This is a genomic window from Pseudomonas sp. DTU12.1, from assembly GCF_009873475.1.
Classification (GTDB): domain Bacteria; phylum Pseudomonadota; class Gammaproteobacteria; order Pseudomonadales; family Pseudomonadaceae; genus Aquipseudomonas; species Aquipseudomonas proteolytica.
Window position 1 is genome coordinate 4,777,978 of sequence record NZ_CP045254.1, and the last position, 14,990, is coordinate 4,792,967.

The window sequence follows — 14,990 nt, forward strand, 5'->3', positions numbered from 1 at the left end:
TAGAACTCCAGGCTAACGGATGTGGCGACCTGAAAGTCTATGCTGGTCAAAAGCCCGCCGCGCAGAGGTTGGCAGGGAGTTACTTGACCAATCGGACCAGTTGATTCAGGTCACTCGTTGTAGATTGAACAAAATATTGCCACTAAAAAGGCTTGTTTTCTATTTTTATGCGAATAATCTTGTAATTCTTACAACAAATCGACGACAGGCGCTTTCAAATGACTCTTCGAATTGCAATCAATGGTTTTGGCCGCATTGGCCGCAACGTCCTGCGCGCACTTTATACCCAAGGCTACCGCCAGGATTTGCAGATCGTCGCCATCAACGATCTGGGCGACAGTTCGATCAATGCCCACCTGCTCAAATACGACACCGTCCATGGCACTTTCGATGCAGAGGTCGCTCACGATCAGGAAAGCCTGACCGTCAATGGCGACCGGATTGCCGTCAGCGCCATTCGCAACCCCGCCGACCTGCCGTGGGCTGCACACAAGATCGACGTGGTGTTCGAATGCACCGGCCTGTTCACCGATCGTGACAAGGCTGCCGCCCATATTAGCGCCGGTGCGCGCAAGGTGATCATCTCTGCCCCGGCCAAGGGCGCGGATGCGACCGTGGTCTACGGGGTGAACCATGACATTTTGCGTCAATCGCACCAGATCATCTCCAATGCGTCCTGCACCACCAACTGCCTGGCGCCTGTCGCCCAGGTGCTGCACCGCGAACTGGGCATTGAAAGCGGCCTGATGACCACCATCCACGCCTACACCAATGACCAGAACCTGACCGACGTCTACCACACCGACCCGTACCGCGCCCGTTCGGCCACGCAGAACATGATCCCGAGCAAGACCGGCGCCGCCGAGGCGGTGGGCCTGGTACTCCCGGAACTGGCCGGCAAGCTGACCGGCATGGCGGTGCGGGTGCCGGTGATCAACGTGTCGCTGGTGGACCTGACCGTGCAATTGAAAAAAGAAGCCACGGCCGATGAGGTCAACGCGCTGCTCAAGGAAGCCAGCCAACACTCGAAAATCCTCGGTTACAACACCTTGCCGCTGGTTTCCAGCGACTTCAACCATAACCCGCTGTCGTCGATCTTCGATGCCAACCACACCAAGTCCAGCGGCAAGCTGCTCAAGGTATTGGCTTGGTACGACAACGAATGGGGCTTCTCCAACCGCATGCTGGATAACTGCCTGGCGCTGTGTAACGCCGAATAACTCCACTGAAAACCTGATCGACCCGATCACTGTAGGAGCGAGCTTGCTCGCGAGAAACGCAAAGGCGCCACGCTCATTCAGGATGCCAGCGTTATCGTTGACGATCTTCGCGAGCAAGCTCGCTCCTACAGGGTTGAGCAGATTGCAGCAAAGTGATACTTGCCATTTGCGTTGATGATAAGCATTATCATTAACTGCCTATCGGTCTGGTACCCCCGTGAGCCTATCTCGCTTCAATCAAGTCTTCCTCAGCCAACGGCTGGTGCTGCTGCGAACCCTGCAGCGGATGGTGAACAACCACAGCACCGCCGAGGACCTGTTGCAGGAAACCTACCTGCGCGTGACGCGGGCCCTCAGCGAACGACCGATTGATCACCTCGAACCCTTCGTGTTCCAGACCGCGCGTAACCTGGCTCTGGATCATCTGCGCTCGCGCAGGATCCAGTCCCGCACCTTGCAGGAAGATGTCCCGATGGACGTCCTGCAAAGCGTCGCCTCCCCTGTCACCACCCCTGAAGATGCCGCCCACGCCGAGCAATTACTGGAGCACCTGAGCGTCAGCCTTGGGCAGTTGAGCGCCCGCCAGCAGCAGATCTTCATCCTCAGCCGCCTGCACGGCTGCAGCTATCAAGAGATCGCCGACCAGTTGCAAGTGTCGTTGAGCACCGTGCAAAAGGAACTGAAGTTGATCATGGCCATCTGCATAGGTGTGGCCGAACGACTCGATCACCCTTAAGCTTTGTCGGGACAAGCCGACAGAAATGTCGCAAAAATACGCAAGACACTGAATAAAACGTGGCGAAGACCCGAGGAACACCGTGACGGACCCGAACAAACTGCATCCCCATGAGCTGGCTCATGAGGTGTTGCAACATGCGGCTATGGACCAAGCCCTCGACTGGCTGATCGCGTTGCAGTGCCCGCAGCCAGGGCAGCAAGCCGAGTTCCAGGCCTGGCTGGATGCCGACCCGAGTCACGCCCAAGCCTTCGCCAAGGCCCAGGCCGCCTGGGGCGGTGCGCCCGTGCACAGCGCCGCCGTGGCCCTCAATGCACCACGCAAGCCCAGCGCCTGGCGGCGGATCAGACCGCACTGGAAGCCCTTGGCCACAGCAGCGGTGTTGCTGCTCGGGCTGTTCAGCTTCAGCAACCTGCCGGTACGCCTGCAAGCCGACCATTTGACCGTGGTCGGCGAGCGCCAGCGCTTGCAACTGGATGACGGCTCCAAGGTACTGCTCAATACCAATTCGGCGTTTTCCAGCACCATCGACGAGCATCAGCGCATTGCCCGCCTGTATCAGGGCGAGGCGTTTTTCGAAGTCGCCGCCAACCGCGGCCTGCCCCTGCAAATCGACGCCGGCCCGGTGCGCGCCAGCGTCAGCGATACGGCATTTGCCGTGCGCTACCTCAACGGTGAGGCGCAGGTCCAGGTGCAACGCGGGGATGTCGACCTGAGCACCACCTTCGGCAACAACCGGGTGCGCCTGAGTGCCGGCGAGAGCATCCGCGTCGGCCCCAAGGGCTTCGGCCAACCAGCCAAGCTCGATGCCACCAAGGAACTGGCGTGGGTCCAGGGCCGGCTGATCTTTGAAAACTGCCCGATGAGCGAGGTGCTGGCTGAGCTGCGGCGCTATTACCCGGGCTGGATCGTCAATACCAATGAGCAATTGGCCAGCGTCGCCGTGACCGGCAATTACCGCCTGGACCAGCCGCTGGACGTGGTGCGCTCCCTGGCCCACATCACCTCCGCCAAGCTCTCGGAGTTCCCGGCGCTAGTCATTCTCAACTGAGAATAATTATTTTTACTCGATAGTCCCTGCTGGTACGTCTCGTCTTAGCCAATGCAACTGATTCCTATTTGATTCAGGCTCGCAACTATAAGACTCGTCCCTCGGAGCGCTCTCGATGTCCTCTCGTTTCAACCGCCGGTCCTCTTCGCCCACGCTGTGCCTGCTGACCGCCGCGATCCTGCTGGCCGGCAGCCCGGTGCTCACGGCCAATGCGGCCGAACCCGCTGCGCGCAGCCACGCCAATTACACTTTCAGCATCGAGCAGCAACCCCTGGTATCGGCACTCAACGCCTTTACCGCCGTCACCGGCTGGCAGATCGGCCTGCCAGCCGAACTGGGCCAAGGGGTTTCCTCCCCCGGCGCGCGCGGTTCGCTGACCCCGGAAAAAGCCCTGGACCGGCTGTTGGTGGGGACCAATCTGAACTACCGCAAACTGGGCAATAACAACATCGTCCTGGAAAAGCGCACGGCGGGGAGTGCCATCACCCTGCAACAAATGACCATCAGCGCCACCCGCACGGAACAGGCGGTCGATAGCGTGCCCAGCACCGTCAGCGTGCATGAGCGCGAGGAACTGGACCGCCAGAACGTCAACACCATCCGCGAACTGGTGCGCTACGAGCCCGGTGTCTCGGTCGGCGGTGCCGGCACCCGCTCCGGTAATTCGGGCTACAACATCCGTGGTATCGACGGTGACCGCATCCTCACCCAGGTGGACGGCGTAGAAGTCCCGGACAACTTCTTCAACGGCCCGTACGCCAAGACCCGCCGCAACTATGTCGACCCGGAAATCGTCAAGCGTGTGGAAATCATCCGCGGCCCGGCCTCGGCCCTGTACGGCAGCAGCGCCATCGGCGGCGCCGTCAGCTACTTCACCCTAGACCCGGATGACATCATCAAGCCCGGCCAGGACGTGGGCGCACGCCTGAAGACCGGCTACAGCTCAGCCGACGAAAGCTGGCTGACCTCCGGCACCGTCGCCGGGCGCGTCCAGGACTTCGATGGCTTGCTGCACCTGAGCCAGCGCAATGGTCACGAGATGGAGTCCCACAACGGCAACAACGCCACCGGCCTGGCCCGCACCGGCGCCAACCCGGAAGACGTACGCACCACCAACGTGCTGGCCAAGCTGGGCTGGAACTACGGCGATGAAAACCGCCTGGGCCTGACGTACGAAAAGTACAAGGACGATCGCGACATCAATCAGAAAAGCGCGGTGGGTGGGCTTTTCCTTCAAGGTCAAGGCATGAACTTCTATCGTGACCGTCGCGGTAACGACACCATCACCCGCGAGCGTTTTGGCCTGGAAAACAAGTTTGCACTCGACGCCCCGTTTGCCGATCACATCAAGACCAGCCTCAACTACCAGATCGCCAAGACCGACCAGTCCACCGCCGAGATCTATCAGGTGGGCCGTCGCGTGCTGCGTACCCGTGACACTCTCTACGAAGAAAAACAGTGGGTGTTCGACGCCCAACTGGACAAAGCCTTCGCCATCGGCGACACCGATCATGTCGTGACCTATGGCACCACGATCAAGCAACAGAAAGTCACCGGTTCGCGCGAAGGCGCGGCGACCTGCCTGGCTGTCGGTGCCGGCTGTACGGCCATCGGTGCCCCAAGCCCATCGCCCAGCGACAGCGTGAAAAAAGCCAGCGACTTCCCTGACCCAACCATCAACAGCTACGCGCTGTTCGCCCAGGATCAGATCAGCTGGAACGACTGGACCTTCCTGCCCAGCCTGCGCTACGACTACATCCAGCTCAAACCCAAGCTGACCGAAGAGTTCCTCAACACCACCGACCCGGACCGTGAGTTTCCCCACGACGACTCGAATAAAACCTGGCACCGCTTCTCGCCGAAACTCGGCGTGACCTACGCGTTGACCGAGCAATACACCTGGTTCGGCCAGTACGCCGAAGGTTTCCGCACACCCTCGGCCAAAGCGTTGTACGGCCGCTTTGAAAACCTGGATGTAGGCTATGTCGTCGAGCCCAACTCCAACCTCAAGCCGGAAACCAGCAAGAGCTATGAAACCGGGGTTCGTGGCAATTTCGACGCCGGTAATTTCGACGTCGCGGTGTTCTACAACAAGTACCGCGACTTCATCGACGAAGACAACGCCGCGCTGGGCCCGTCTGGCACCATCTTCCAGCCAGGCAACATCAAGCGCGCCACCATCAAGGGCATGGAAGTCAAAGGCCGCTTGAACCTGGACGCCTTCGGCGCACCGCAAGGCCTGTACACCAAAGGCGCGATTGCGTACGCCCACGGTCGCAATGACGAAACCGGCCAGCCGCTGAACAGCGTCAACCCGCTCAAGGGTGTGTTTGGCCTGGGCTACGACCAGGATAACTACGGTGCGCTGGTCAGTTGGACCCTGGTCAAGCAACAGAATCGAGTGGACAGCACCACCTTCTTTGCACCGGACGGCATCACCGCCAACGGCCCGTTCAAGACCCCGGGCTTTGGCATTGTCGACCTGACGGGTTTCTACAAAGTCACCAACGATCTGACCGTCAACGGCGGCCTGTACAACCTGACCGACAAGAAATACTGGAACTGGGATGACGTGCGCAGCTACGACGGTGTGGGTGAAGCCGGCGTGACCTCACCGGCCAGCCTGGACCGGCTGACCCAGCCCGGTCGCAACTTCGCGATCAACCTGATCTGGGACATCTGATCCCTGCAACCCCACCCCGCCGGATTTATCGCCAGCGGGGTGAGGTTTTTTTACTGTGACGCGTCTTCTTGTTCGTCTAGTAATAACAGCCTGGCAATAAGGCGCTTTTCCTTCTCAAGGACATCCCATGACCGCTTCCACCACCGCAGAACGTGCAAGCCTGCGCTCCCAGCGCCTGAACCAGATCACCAACGAGCCACACACCAAGCTCGACGCACTGGTCAAGGCCCACGCCCCGTTCGAAACCCAGGCCAACTTCGCCCGTTTTGTCGTCGCCCAGTACCTGTTCCAGTCGGAACTGGTGGCGCTGTACAACGATCCCGAGCTGATCAAGCTGTTCCCGGACCTGGCCGAGCGCTGCCGCGCCGAAGCCGCCAAACTGGACCTGGCCGACCTGGAAACCGAAGTACCCGCCCCTGTGGCCGGTGCCGTGCATAACCCGAGCAAGGCCCAAGCCCTGGGCTGGCTGTTCGTGTCCGAAGGTTCCAAGCTTGGCGCTGCGTTCCTGATCAAGCGCGCCGTCGGCCTGGGCCTGAGCGAAACCTTCGGTGCCCGCCACCTGGGCGAACCAGCCGGTGGCCGTGCCGAAGGCTGGAAGAGCTTCACCCGTACCCTCGACGGCCTGGAACTGAGCGCCGAAGAAGAAGCGGCAGCGGAAAAAGGTGCGGTGGATGCATTCGTACGCTTCACCGTGTTGCTGGAACAGGCGTACGCTAGCGCCCCAGAACTGGCCTGATCCCCTGCTGGTGTAGGAACCAGCTTGTTTAGGAACCAGCTGTTTAGGAGCTGGCTTGTGTGGGAGCTGGCTTGCCTGCGATGCAGGCGCCTCGGTGTATCAGGTGGACCGAGGCGATGCCATCGCAGGCAAGCCAGCTCCCACACAGGCCAGCCTCTACATATTGATCGCACTGCACTTTCAGATTTTTCGCACCCCATACAAATCGTACCTATGACCGGCACAACCCAATCCTCCTCCAAACTCGCCCGAATCCTGTTCGGCCTGCTGGCCTACGTCAGCCTGGGGATCGGCTTGATTGCGATTGTCGTGCCGGGCCTGCCCACCACCGAATTCATCCTGCTGGCTGCCTGGGCTGCCACCAAGAGTTCGCCACGCCTGAGCGCCTGGCTGGAAAACCACCGCCTGTTCGGGCCGATCCTGTTCAACTGGCGCAACGGCAAGATCATTGCCCGCCGGGCCAAGGTCAGCGCCACCGTGAGCATGCTGCTGTGTGCCGGCCTGATGCTGGTGGTGCTCGATCACGGCTGGCCGATCTACCTGGCCATCGCCGGGATGAGCCTGGGCAACCTGTGGATCTGGTCACGCCCCGAACGCCTCGCGCAAACCGCGACCTGAGCGCTACCGCTGATCGCCTGCCCCTCATGAATTACCCGCCGGTGCCGATGTTGCGGGCATAGCGCCGAATGGACTTGGCCGTTGCCCTGCTTGCACACCAACAAGTCCAATCGCGAGTAAGCCCATGTTCGACACCCTCTCCATCCGCTTGAAAATCGTGCTGCTGTCTGGCCTCTGCCTGTTGGGGGTGATTGCATTGATCGTCAGCCTGAACATCTACCAGACCAACCGGAACGACCAACTGGTCAGCGCCTCCAGCTCGCGCATGCTCACCACCAGCGTGGAGAACCTGCTCCAGTCCAAGGCCGCCGAGCAAGCCGTGCAGCTACAGAAAGCCTTCGGCGAGAGCCTGTTGGTGGTCACCGCCCTCGCCGACCAGGTCAAGGACTTGCGCAACATGGCCGCCAAGCGCTCGCTGGAAGCCGGGGCCGTGCGCGAGGAGCTCAACCAGCGGATCAAGACCGCCTTCGAGCGCAATACCAAGGTGCTGGGGATCTGGTTGTCGTTTGAACCCAACGGCCTGGATGGCAGGGACAGCGAATTTGTCGACGACAAACTGCGCGCTTCCAACGAAGTCGGGCGCTTTTCCAGCTACTGGAGCCGCGCCGGCGGTGAAGGCCTGAACACGGTGATGGTGGAAGCGGACCTGACCAAGACCACCCTCAACCTTAGCGGTACGCCCTACAACATCTGGTACACCTGCCCACGGGATACCCGCAACGTTTGCCTGCTGGACCCGTACGCCGACGAAGTCGCCGGCAAGGCGATGCTGATGACCACTATCTCGCTGCCGCTGCTGGCAGATGGCAAGGTGATTGGTGTGATCGGCGTCGATATTGCGCTGGACGCCCTGCAAGCGGCGGCCAATACCGCGCAAAAAGAATTGTTCGATGGCGCGGGGATCATGGAAATCCTCTCCAGCAGCGGCCTGATCGCCAGTTACAGCGGTGAGCCGGACAAGGTCGGCAAAAGCATCGTTGATGTGCTGGGTGGCGAAGGCAAAGAGATCGTGCAACTGCTGGCCAGTGACACGCGCAAGGTGCGCGAGCAAGACGACACGATCCGCGCGGTGTACCCAGTCAAGCCGATTGCCGAGGCCAAGCCCTGGGGCGTGGTGATCAAGCTACCCAAGGACGTGCTGCTGGCCGATTCGGTCAAGTTGCAAGGCGTGCTCCACGACGCCCAGGCCCGAGGCACACTGCAAGCGCTGCTGGTGGGCGCCGCAGCCGGCCTGCTGGGTCTGTTGCTGATATGGCTGACGGCCACAGGCGTGACTCGCCCGATCAACAGCGTGGCAGCGATGCTCAAGGACATTGCCAGCGGCGACGGCGACCTGACCCAACGCCTGGCCTACACGAAAAAAGATGAACTGGGGGAGTTGGTCAGTTGGTTCAACCGCTTCCTCGACAAGCTGCAACCGACCATTGCCCAGATCAAGCAGAGCATCACCGAAGCCCGAGGCACTGCCGATCAATCCTCGGAAATCGCGCGCCAGACCAGTGAAGGCATGCAGGTGCAGTTCCGCGAGATCGACCAGGTGGCAACCGCCTCCAACGAGATGAGCGCCACCGCCCATGATGTGGCCAACAGCGCCTCTAACGCTGCCAGTGCAGCTCGCGGCGCCGATCAGTCAGCCCGCGAGGGCCTGGCGATCATCGAACGCAGCACCCGCGATATCACCACCCTTGCCGAGGAAGTCAGCAAGGCCGTGACCGAAGTTGAAGCCCTGGCGGTCAACAGCGAGCAGATCGGCTCGGTGCTGGAAGTGATCCGCAGCATTGCCGAGCAGACCAACCTGCTGGCCCTCAACGCCGCAATTGAAGCCGCGCGCGCCGGGGAAAGCGGGCGGGGTTTTGCGGTGGTCGCAGACGAAGTGCGCAACCTGGCGCGACGCACCCAGGATTCGGTGGAGGAAATCCGCCTGGTGATCGAACGCATCCAGAGCGCGACCCGTGGGGTGGTGACCACCATGCATTCGAGCCAGAGCCAGGCGCAGAGCAATGCCGGGCAGATCCAACAAGCCGTACAGGCCCTGGGCAAGATCAGTGATGCGGTGACGGTGATCAGCGACATGAACCTGCAAATCGCCAGCGCCGCCGAAGAACAAAGCGCCGTGGCCGAAGAGGTCAACCGCAACGTCTCGGCGATCCGTACCGTGACCGAGACCCTGACCGGCCAGGCGACAGAATCAGCGGCGATCAGCAGCCAGTTGAATGCATTGGCCAACCAGCAGATGAAACTGATGGATCAGTTCCGGGTGTAGACCCAAATACCCATGTGGGAGCCAGCTCCCACACAGTGTGAGGTTAGAGCCCGGTCCAGGCACTGACAAACGCGGTGAGGTCTTCCTTTGCCGCCGTACGCGGCGGGTTCTGCGCGGTACCCAGATACAGGAAGCCAATCACCTCCTCACCCGCGCTCAACCCCAACCCCTTGGCCACATGCGCCGAATACGACAACTCCCCGGTGCGCCACACTGCGCCAATCCCCTGGGCATAGGCCGCCAGCAGAATACCGTGGGCCGCACAGGCCGCCGCCAGCAGTTGCTCGGACTTGGGCACCTTGAAGTGTTCTTGCAGACGGGCAATCACCACCACCACCAAAGGTGCACGCAACGGGCCGTTCTGTGCCTTGTCGATCACCGCTTGCGGGGCCGCGGGGTCTTGCAGGCGGGCCGCTTCGGCCAGCAGAGTGCCCATCTGCTCGCGAGCCGGGCCTTCCACGGTGAGAAAACGCCAAGGCCGCAACTGGCCATGATCCGGCGCACGCATGGCTGCCGCGAACAGCACTTCGCGCTGTTCGGCAGTCGGCGCCGGCTCCAGCAGGCGCGGCACGGAAACACGGTTGAGCAAAGCGTCGAGAGCCTGCATTGGCCACCTCCAGGAAAAATGTGCGGCCATTCTAGCGGGAATGCATCAGATTGGAGCAAACGATAATTGCTCTTATTCAATCCGCCCCGCCCTGTTAGACTTTGCCCCCTGAATTTCATCCACCGTCGCCCGCCTTCCAGGATTATCGATGCCCCGTTTGCTTCTTCGCCTGTCTGCACTCTTGGTGGCCGTGAGCCTGAGTGCCTGCGATGACGCCGCGCCGCCGACGTTTACCCAGGCCGAGCCGGGTGAGGCGCGTTCGGGAGGCAGCACGACGGTAAGGAAGACAGACCAGAATGCCTTTTCGCTGCCTTCAGCGAACCTGGCGCCGACCCGTCGCCTGGACTTCAGCGTCGGCAACAGCTTTTTCCGCAATCCGTGGGTGATCGCCCCGGCCACTACCACCGCCCGCGATGGGCTGGGGCCGCTGTTCAACACCAACGCCTGCCAGAACTGCCACATCAAGGACGGGCGCGGCCATCCGCCCTTGCCCGAGGCCAGCAATGCGGTGTCGATGTTGGTGCGTCTGTCGATCCCGGATTCGCCGCCTTATGCCAAGGTCATCGAGCAACTGGGTATCGTCCCCGAGCCGGTGTACGGCGGGCAGTTGCAGGACATGGCCGTGCCCGGCGTAGTCCCGGAAGGCAAGGTGCGGGTCGACTACACGCCGGTCAACGTCACATTCAAGGACGGCACAGTGGTCGAGTTGCGCAAGCCGAGCCTGCAGATTACCCAGCTCGGCTACGGGGCGATGCACCCCGATACGCGGTTTTCCGCCCGCGTGGCTCCGCCGATGATCGGCCTGGGTTTGCTCGAAGCCATCAGCGACGCAGACATCCTGCAAAACGCCAGCAAACGCCCGGACAAAAACGGCGTGTTCGGCCGCCCGAACTGGGTCTGGGATGATGCCCGACAAAAAACCGTGCTCGGCCGTTTCGGCTGGAAAGCCGGGCAACCGAACCTCAATCAACAAAATGTTCACGCGTTTTCGGGTGACATGGGCCTGACGACCAGCCTGCGCCCCTTCGATGACTGCACCGACGCACAGGTTGCCTGTAAGCAGGCGCCCAACGGCAACGGCGAAAATGGCGAGCAGGAAGTCAGCGATAACATCCTGCGCCTGGTGCTGTTCTATACCCGCAACCTGGCCGTGCCGGCGCGCCGTGATGTCAACGAACAACAAGTGCTGGCCGGCAAGAACCTGTTCTTCCAGGCTGGCTGCCAGTCGTGCCATACGCCGAAATTCACCACTGCAGCCAACGCCGCTGAACCTGAGCTGGCCAACCAGGTGATTCGCCCCTACACCGACCTGTTGCTGCACGATATGGGCGAGGGCCTGGCCGATAACCGTACCGAATTCAAGGCCGGTGGCCGCGACTGGCGCACGCCGCCGTTGTGGGGCATCGGCCTGACGCAAAACGTCAGTGGCCACACCCAGTTCCTGCATGACGGCCGCGCCCGCAACCTGCTTGAAGCCGTGCTGTGGCACGGCGGTGAAGCCCAGGCGGCGCAGCAACATGTGTTGTCATTTAGCGCCGAGCAGCGCGCCGCGTTGCTCGCGTTCCTGAATTCTCTATAAGCTTTGCCCCAATTAATGAAGGGAGCTCGACATGTTCCGTCCCAAGTTGTTGTTCACCAGCCTGGCCGCCCTGGCCCTTGGCGCCTGCTCGCCGCAGGATCCGCAAGCAGTCACTTCGGCGGCCATCGCCAAGCAAGTGATCCTGCCGACCTACAGCCGCTGGGTCGAAGCTGACCGGCAATTGGCCGTCAGCGCCCTGGCGTACTGCCAAGGCAAGGAATCCCTGGAGACCGCCCGCGCCGACTTCCTCCACGCGCAAAAAGCCTGGGCTGAGTTGCAACCGCTGCTGATCGGCCCGCTAGCCGAAGGCAATCGCGCCTGGCAGGTGCAGTTCTGGCCCGACAAGAAAAACCTCGTCGGCCGCCAGGTCGAGCAACTGGCCACCGCCCAGCCGCAGATCGATGCCGCCGCCCTGGCCAAGTCCAGCGTCGTGGTGCAAGGCCTGTCGGCCTACGAATACATCCTGTATGACGCCAAGACCGACATCGCCAACGACGCCCAGAAAGCCCGCTACTGCCCTCTGCTGATCGCCATCGGCGAGCGTCAGAAACAACTCGCCGAGGAAATCCTCGCCAGTTGGAACAGCACCGACGGCATGCTCGCGCAGATGACCAAGTTCCCCAACCAGCGCTACGCCGATTCCCACGAAGCCATTGCCGAACTGCTGCGCGTGCAAGTCACGGCCCTCGATACCCTGAAGAAAAAGCTCGGCACGCCAATGGGTCGCCTGTCCAAAGGCATCCCCCAGCCGTTCCAGGCCGATGCGTGGCGTAGCCAGTCGTCCCTGCAAGGCTTGCGCGCCAGCCTCGCGGCGGCCCAGACCGTGTGGGTCGGGGTGGACAACAAAGGCCTGCGCGGTCTGCTGCCCGCCGACCAGAAGCCGTTGGCCGAGAAGGTCGATGCGGCCTACGCTGCTTCCCTGAAACTGTTCGACAGCAACCAGCGCTCGCTCAACGACCTGCTGGCCGACGACGCCGGGCGCCAGCAACTCAACGATATCTACGACAGCCTCAACGTCGTCCACCGCCTGCACGAAGGCGAATTGGCCAAGGCGCTGGGCATCCAACTGGGCTTCAACGCCAACGACGGTGACTGATGATGCTCAGGCGACAGGCTTTGGCCATCGGCAGCGTGCTGCTCAGTGCAATTACCCTGGGCGGCTGGACGCTGTTCAAGCGCAAGGGCGACAGCCCGCTGCTGCTATCAGCCCGGGATGATGGCGACGGCAAGCACTATGCAGTGGGCTATCGCCTGGATGGCACCCAGGTGTTCGCCACCCAGGTCGCCCAGCGCTGCCACGACATCATCAACCACCCGACCCTGGCCATCGCCCTGTTCGTGGCCCGCCGCCCAGGCACCGAGAGCTACCTGGTGGACCTGCGCGACGGCACGCTCCTGCAAACCGTGACGTCCCAGGCCAACCGGCACTTCTATGGCCATGCGGTGATCCACAAGAGCGGCGACTGGCTGTACGCCACAGAAAACGACACCACCGACCCGGGTCGCGGCCTGTTGGGCGTGTACAAGTTCGAAGGTGAGCGCCTGATACACACCGGTGAGATTTCTACCCACGGCATCGGCCCGCACCAGGTGTCGTGGATGCCCGACGGTGAAACCCTGATCGTGGCCAATGGCGGTATTCGCACCGAGGCCGAGAGCCGGGTCGAGATGAACCTCAACGCCATGGAGCCCAGCCTGGTGCTGATGCAGCGCGACGGTACGCTGTTGAGCAAGGAAACCCTCGGCCAGCAGATGAACAGCGTGCGCCATATGGGGATCGCCAGCGATGGCACGATCCTCACCGGGCAACAGTTCATGGGCCCGTCCCAGGAGCGTTCCGAGCTGTTGGCGATCAAGCGTCCGGGCCAGCCGTTCGTGGCGTTCCCGGTGGCCGACGAGCAATTGCAGGCCATGGGGCACTACACCGCCAGCGTCGCCGTGCACAGTGAGTTGCGCCTGGTGGCACTGACCGCACCACGGGGCAATCGCTTTTTTATCTGGGACATGGACAGCGGCGAGCTGCGCCTGGACGGGCCGTTGCCCGACTGCGCCGGCGTGGGTGCAGTGGCGGATGGGTTTGTCGTGACTTCAGGCCAGGGCCGCTGCCGCTTCTACGATTGCCGGCAGCCACAACTGGTGGCCAAGCCCCTGGAATTGCCGGCAGGGCTCTGGGACAACCATCTGCATCTGATCTGATCGCAGGCGCCGGCTTGCCGGCGCCTGCAGGGGGGCTGACGGCTAAAAATGCCAGTTGGAATCCCCCAGGCACTCGGAGTAATGTGCCAAATCGTTCGTCTTCGTCTGCCTCAGTTTTTTCCAAGGAACCGGAATATGCTGCGTCGTCGCATGCTGATCATGTTGGCCGTTGCCCTGCTAATCGTCCTGCTGCTGGCAGGCTATAAGGCCTTTTCCATCTATCAGCAGATCCAGGTCTTTTCCGCGCCCAAACCACCGATCAGCGTGGCGGTGGCCACGGCGGTCGAACAGCCCTGGCAACAGCGCCTGCCGGCGGTGGGTACACTCAAGGCGTTACAAGGGGTGAACCTCGCCCTGGAGATTGCCGGCACCGTCAAGAGCGTGCAGTTCGAGTCCGGGCAAAAGGTCAAGGCCGGGCAACCGCTGGTGCAACTGGACAGCGCAGTGGAAGACGCCCTGCTACAAACCGCCCAGGCCGACCTCGGTTTGGCCCAGCTCGACTACGGGCGCGGCAGCCAACTGGTGGGCAGCCAGGCGATCTCCAAGGGCGAGTTCGACCGACTCTCGGCGCAACTGCAAAAAAACAAGGCCACGGTCAACCAGCTCAAGGCGTCCCTGGCCAAGAAACACATCGTCGCGCCATTCAGCGGCACCATCGGCATTCGCCAGGTGGATGTCGGCGACTATCTGGCCAGCGGCACGGTGATCGCCACCTTGCAGGACCTGAGCAGCCTCTACGTGGACTTCTATGTGCCCGAGCAATCGGTGCCCAAGCTGGCGGTCGGCCAGGAGGTACAAGTGCATGTCTCGGCCTACCCGACACTGACCTTCCCCGGCACCCTCAGCGCCATCAACCCAAAAGTCGAAAGCAGCACCCGTAACGTACTGGTGCGGGCAACCCTGGCCAACCCGGATAACAAACTGCTGCCGGGCATGTTCAGCAGCCTGCAAGTGCTGCTGCCCGATCCGCAGGCACAGGTGGTGATACCGGAAAGCGCGATCACCTACACCCTTTACGGCAACTCGGCCTATGTGGTGGCGCAGAAGAAGAGCGAAGACGGCAGCCTCGAAAAGGATGCCAACGGCCAACCGATATTGATCGCCGAACGGCGCTTTATCGAGACCGGCGAGCGGCGTGACGGCCTGGTGCTGGTGACCAAGGGCCTGAGCAGTGGCGAGCAAGTGGTCAGCGCCGGCCAACTCAAGCTCGACACCGGCGCGCATATTGCTATCACCGCAGACAAAAACCTGCCGGCCACTCCTGGCCAACCTCCGCGCAACGACGGTTCAAGGAACTGAGC

At 61.8% G+C, this 14,990-nt stretch carries 12 protein-coding genes and 1 pseudogene; 12 read left to right on the forward strand and 1 reads right to left on the reverse strand.

Features of this window, described 5'->3' with window-relative positions; translation table 11 throughout:
- Positions 1 to 218: 218 nt before the first annotated feature.
- From gap to GDV60_RS27200, 8 genes and pseudogenes are all read left to right on the forward strand, one after another.
- Positions 219 to 1,220, forward strand: a complete 1,002-nt coding sequence (gene gap / locus GDV60_RS21110; RefSeq protein WP_029295415.1) for a type I glyceraldehyde-3-phosphate dehydrogenase — start codon at positions 219 to 221, stop codon at positions 1,218 to 1,220.
- A gap of 217 nt (positions 1,221 to 1,437) precedes the next feature.
- Positions 1,438 to 1,956 (forward strand): RNA polymerase sigma factor, encoded by a 519-nt coding sequence (locus GDV60_RS21115; protein WP_032862444.1) that lies wholly within the window; start codon positions 1,438 to 1,440, stop codon positions 1,954 to 1,956.
- 82 nt (positions 1,957 to 2,038) lie between these two features.
- A complete protein-coding gene (locus tag GDV60_RS21120; protein WP_029295411.1) occupies positions 2,039 to 3,007 on the forward strand; it encodes a FecR domain-containing protein in 969 nt (322 codons plus the stop codon).
- Positions 3,008 to 3,122: 115 nt separating this feature from the next.
- Positions 3,123 to 5,690: a TonB-dependent receptor gene (locus tag GDV60_RS21125; RefSeq protein ID WP_159908646.1), complete on the forward strand. Its 2,568-nt coding sequence runs from the start codon at positions 3,123 to 3,125 to the stop codon at positions 5,688 to 5,690.
- Positions 5,691 to 5,817: 127 nt separating this feature from the next.
- The gene (locus tag GDV60_RS21130) at positions 5,818 to 6,426 is read left to right on the forward strand and encodes a biliverdin-producing heme oxygenase (RefSeq protein ID WP_092237877.1); all 609 of its coding nucleotides are present in this window, start codon (positions 5,818 to 5,820) and stop codon (positions 6,424 to 6,426) included.
- A gap of 213 nt (positions 6,427 to 6,639) precedes the next feature.
- The gene (locus tag GDV60_RS21135) at positions 6,640 to 7,044 is read left to right on the forward strand and encodes a YbaN family protein (protein ID WP_092237880.1); all 405 of its coding nucleotides are present in this window, start codon (positions 6,640 to 6,642) and stop codon (positions 7,042 to 7,044) included.
- A gap of 397 nt (positions 7,045 to 7,441) precedes the next feature.
- Positions 7,442 to 8,449: pseudogene (locus tag GDV60_RS27195) on the forward strand (HAMP domain-containing protein); the annotation flags it as partial.
- Between the two features lie 102 nt (positions 8,450 to 8,551).
- Positions 8,552 to 9,307, forward strand: a complete 756-nt coding sequence (locus tag GDV60_RS27200) for a methyl-accepting chemotaxis protein (RefSeq protein ID WP_371128906.1) — start codon at positions 8,552 to 8,554, stop codon at positions 9,305 to 9,307.
- A gap of 43 nt (positions 9,308 to 9,350) precedes the next feature.
- Here the strand turns inward: GDV60_RS27200 and GDV60_RS21145 are convergent, their stop codons facing one another.
- Positions 9,351 to 9,914 (reverse strand): nitroreductase family protein, encoded by a 564-nt coding sequence (locus GDV60_RS21145; protein WP_092237887.1) that lies wholly within the window; start codon positions 9,912 to 9,914, stop codon positions 9,351 to 9,353.
- Between the two features lie 148 nt (positions 9,915 to 10,062).
- Here GDV60_RS21145 and GDV60_RS21150 point away from each other — a divergent pair, with 148 nt between their 5' ends.
- From GDV60_RS21150 to GDV60_RS21165, 4 genes are all read left to right on the forward strand, one after another.
- Positions 10,063 to 11,493 carry a di-heme oxidoredictase family protein gene (locus GDV60_RS21150; RefSeq protein WP_070994459.1) on the forward strand — a complete coding sequence of 477 codons (1,431 nt, stop codon included), beginning with the start codon at positions 10,063 to 10,065 and terminating at the stop codon, positions 11,491 to 11,493.
- Positions 11,494 to 11,524: 31 nt separating this feature from the next.
- The gene (locus GDV60_RS21155) at positions 11,525 to 12,589 is read left to right on the forward strand and encodes an imelysin family protein (protein ID WP_029295394.1); all 1,065 of its coding nucleotides are present in this window, start codon (positions 11,525 to 11,527) and stop codon (positions 12,587 to 12,589) included.
- A gap of 2 nt (positions 12,590 to 12,591) precedes the next feature.
- Positions 12,592 to 13,689 carry a DUF1513 domain-containing protein gene (locus tag GDV60_RS21160; protein ID WP_159909293.1) on the forward strand — a complete coding sequence of 366 codons (1,098 nt, stop codon included), beginning with the start codon at positions 12,592 to 12,594 and terminating at the stop codon, positions 13,687 to 13,689.
- A 135-nt stretch (positions 13,690 to 13,824) separates the two neighbouring features.
- Positions 13,825 to 14,988 carry an efflux RND transporter periplasmic adaptor subunit gene (locus GDV60_RS21165; protein ID WP_159908656.1) on the forward strand — a complete coding sequence of 388 codons (1,164 nt, stop codon included), beginning with the start codon at positions 13,825 to 13,827 and terminating at the stop codon, positions 14,986 to 14,988.
- Positions 14,989 to 14,990 lie beyond the last annotated feature (2 nt).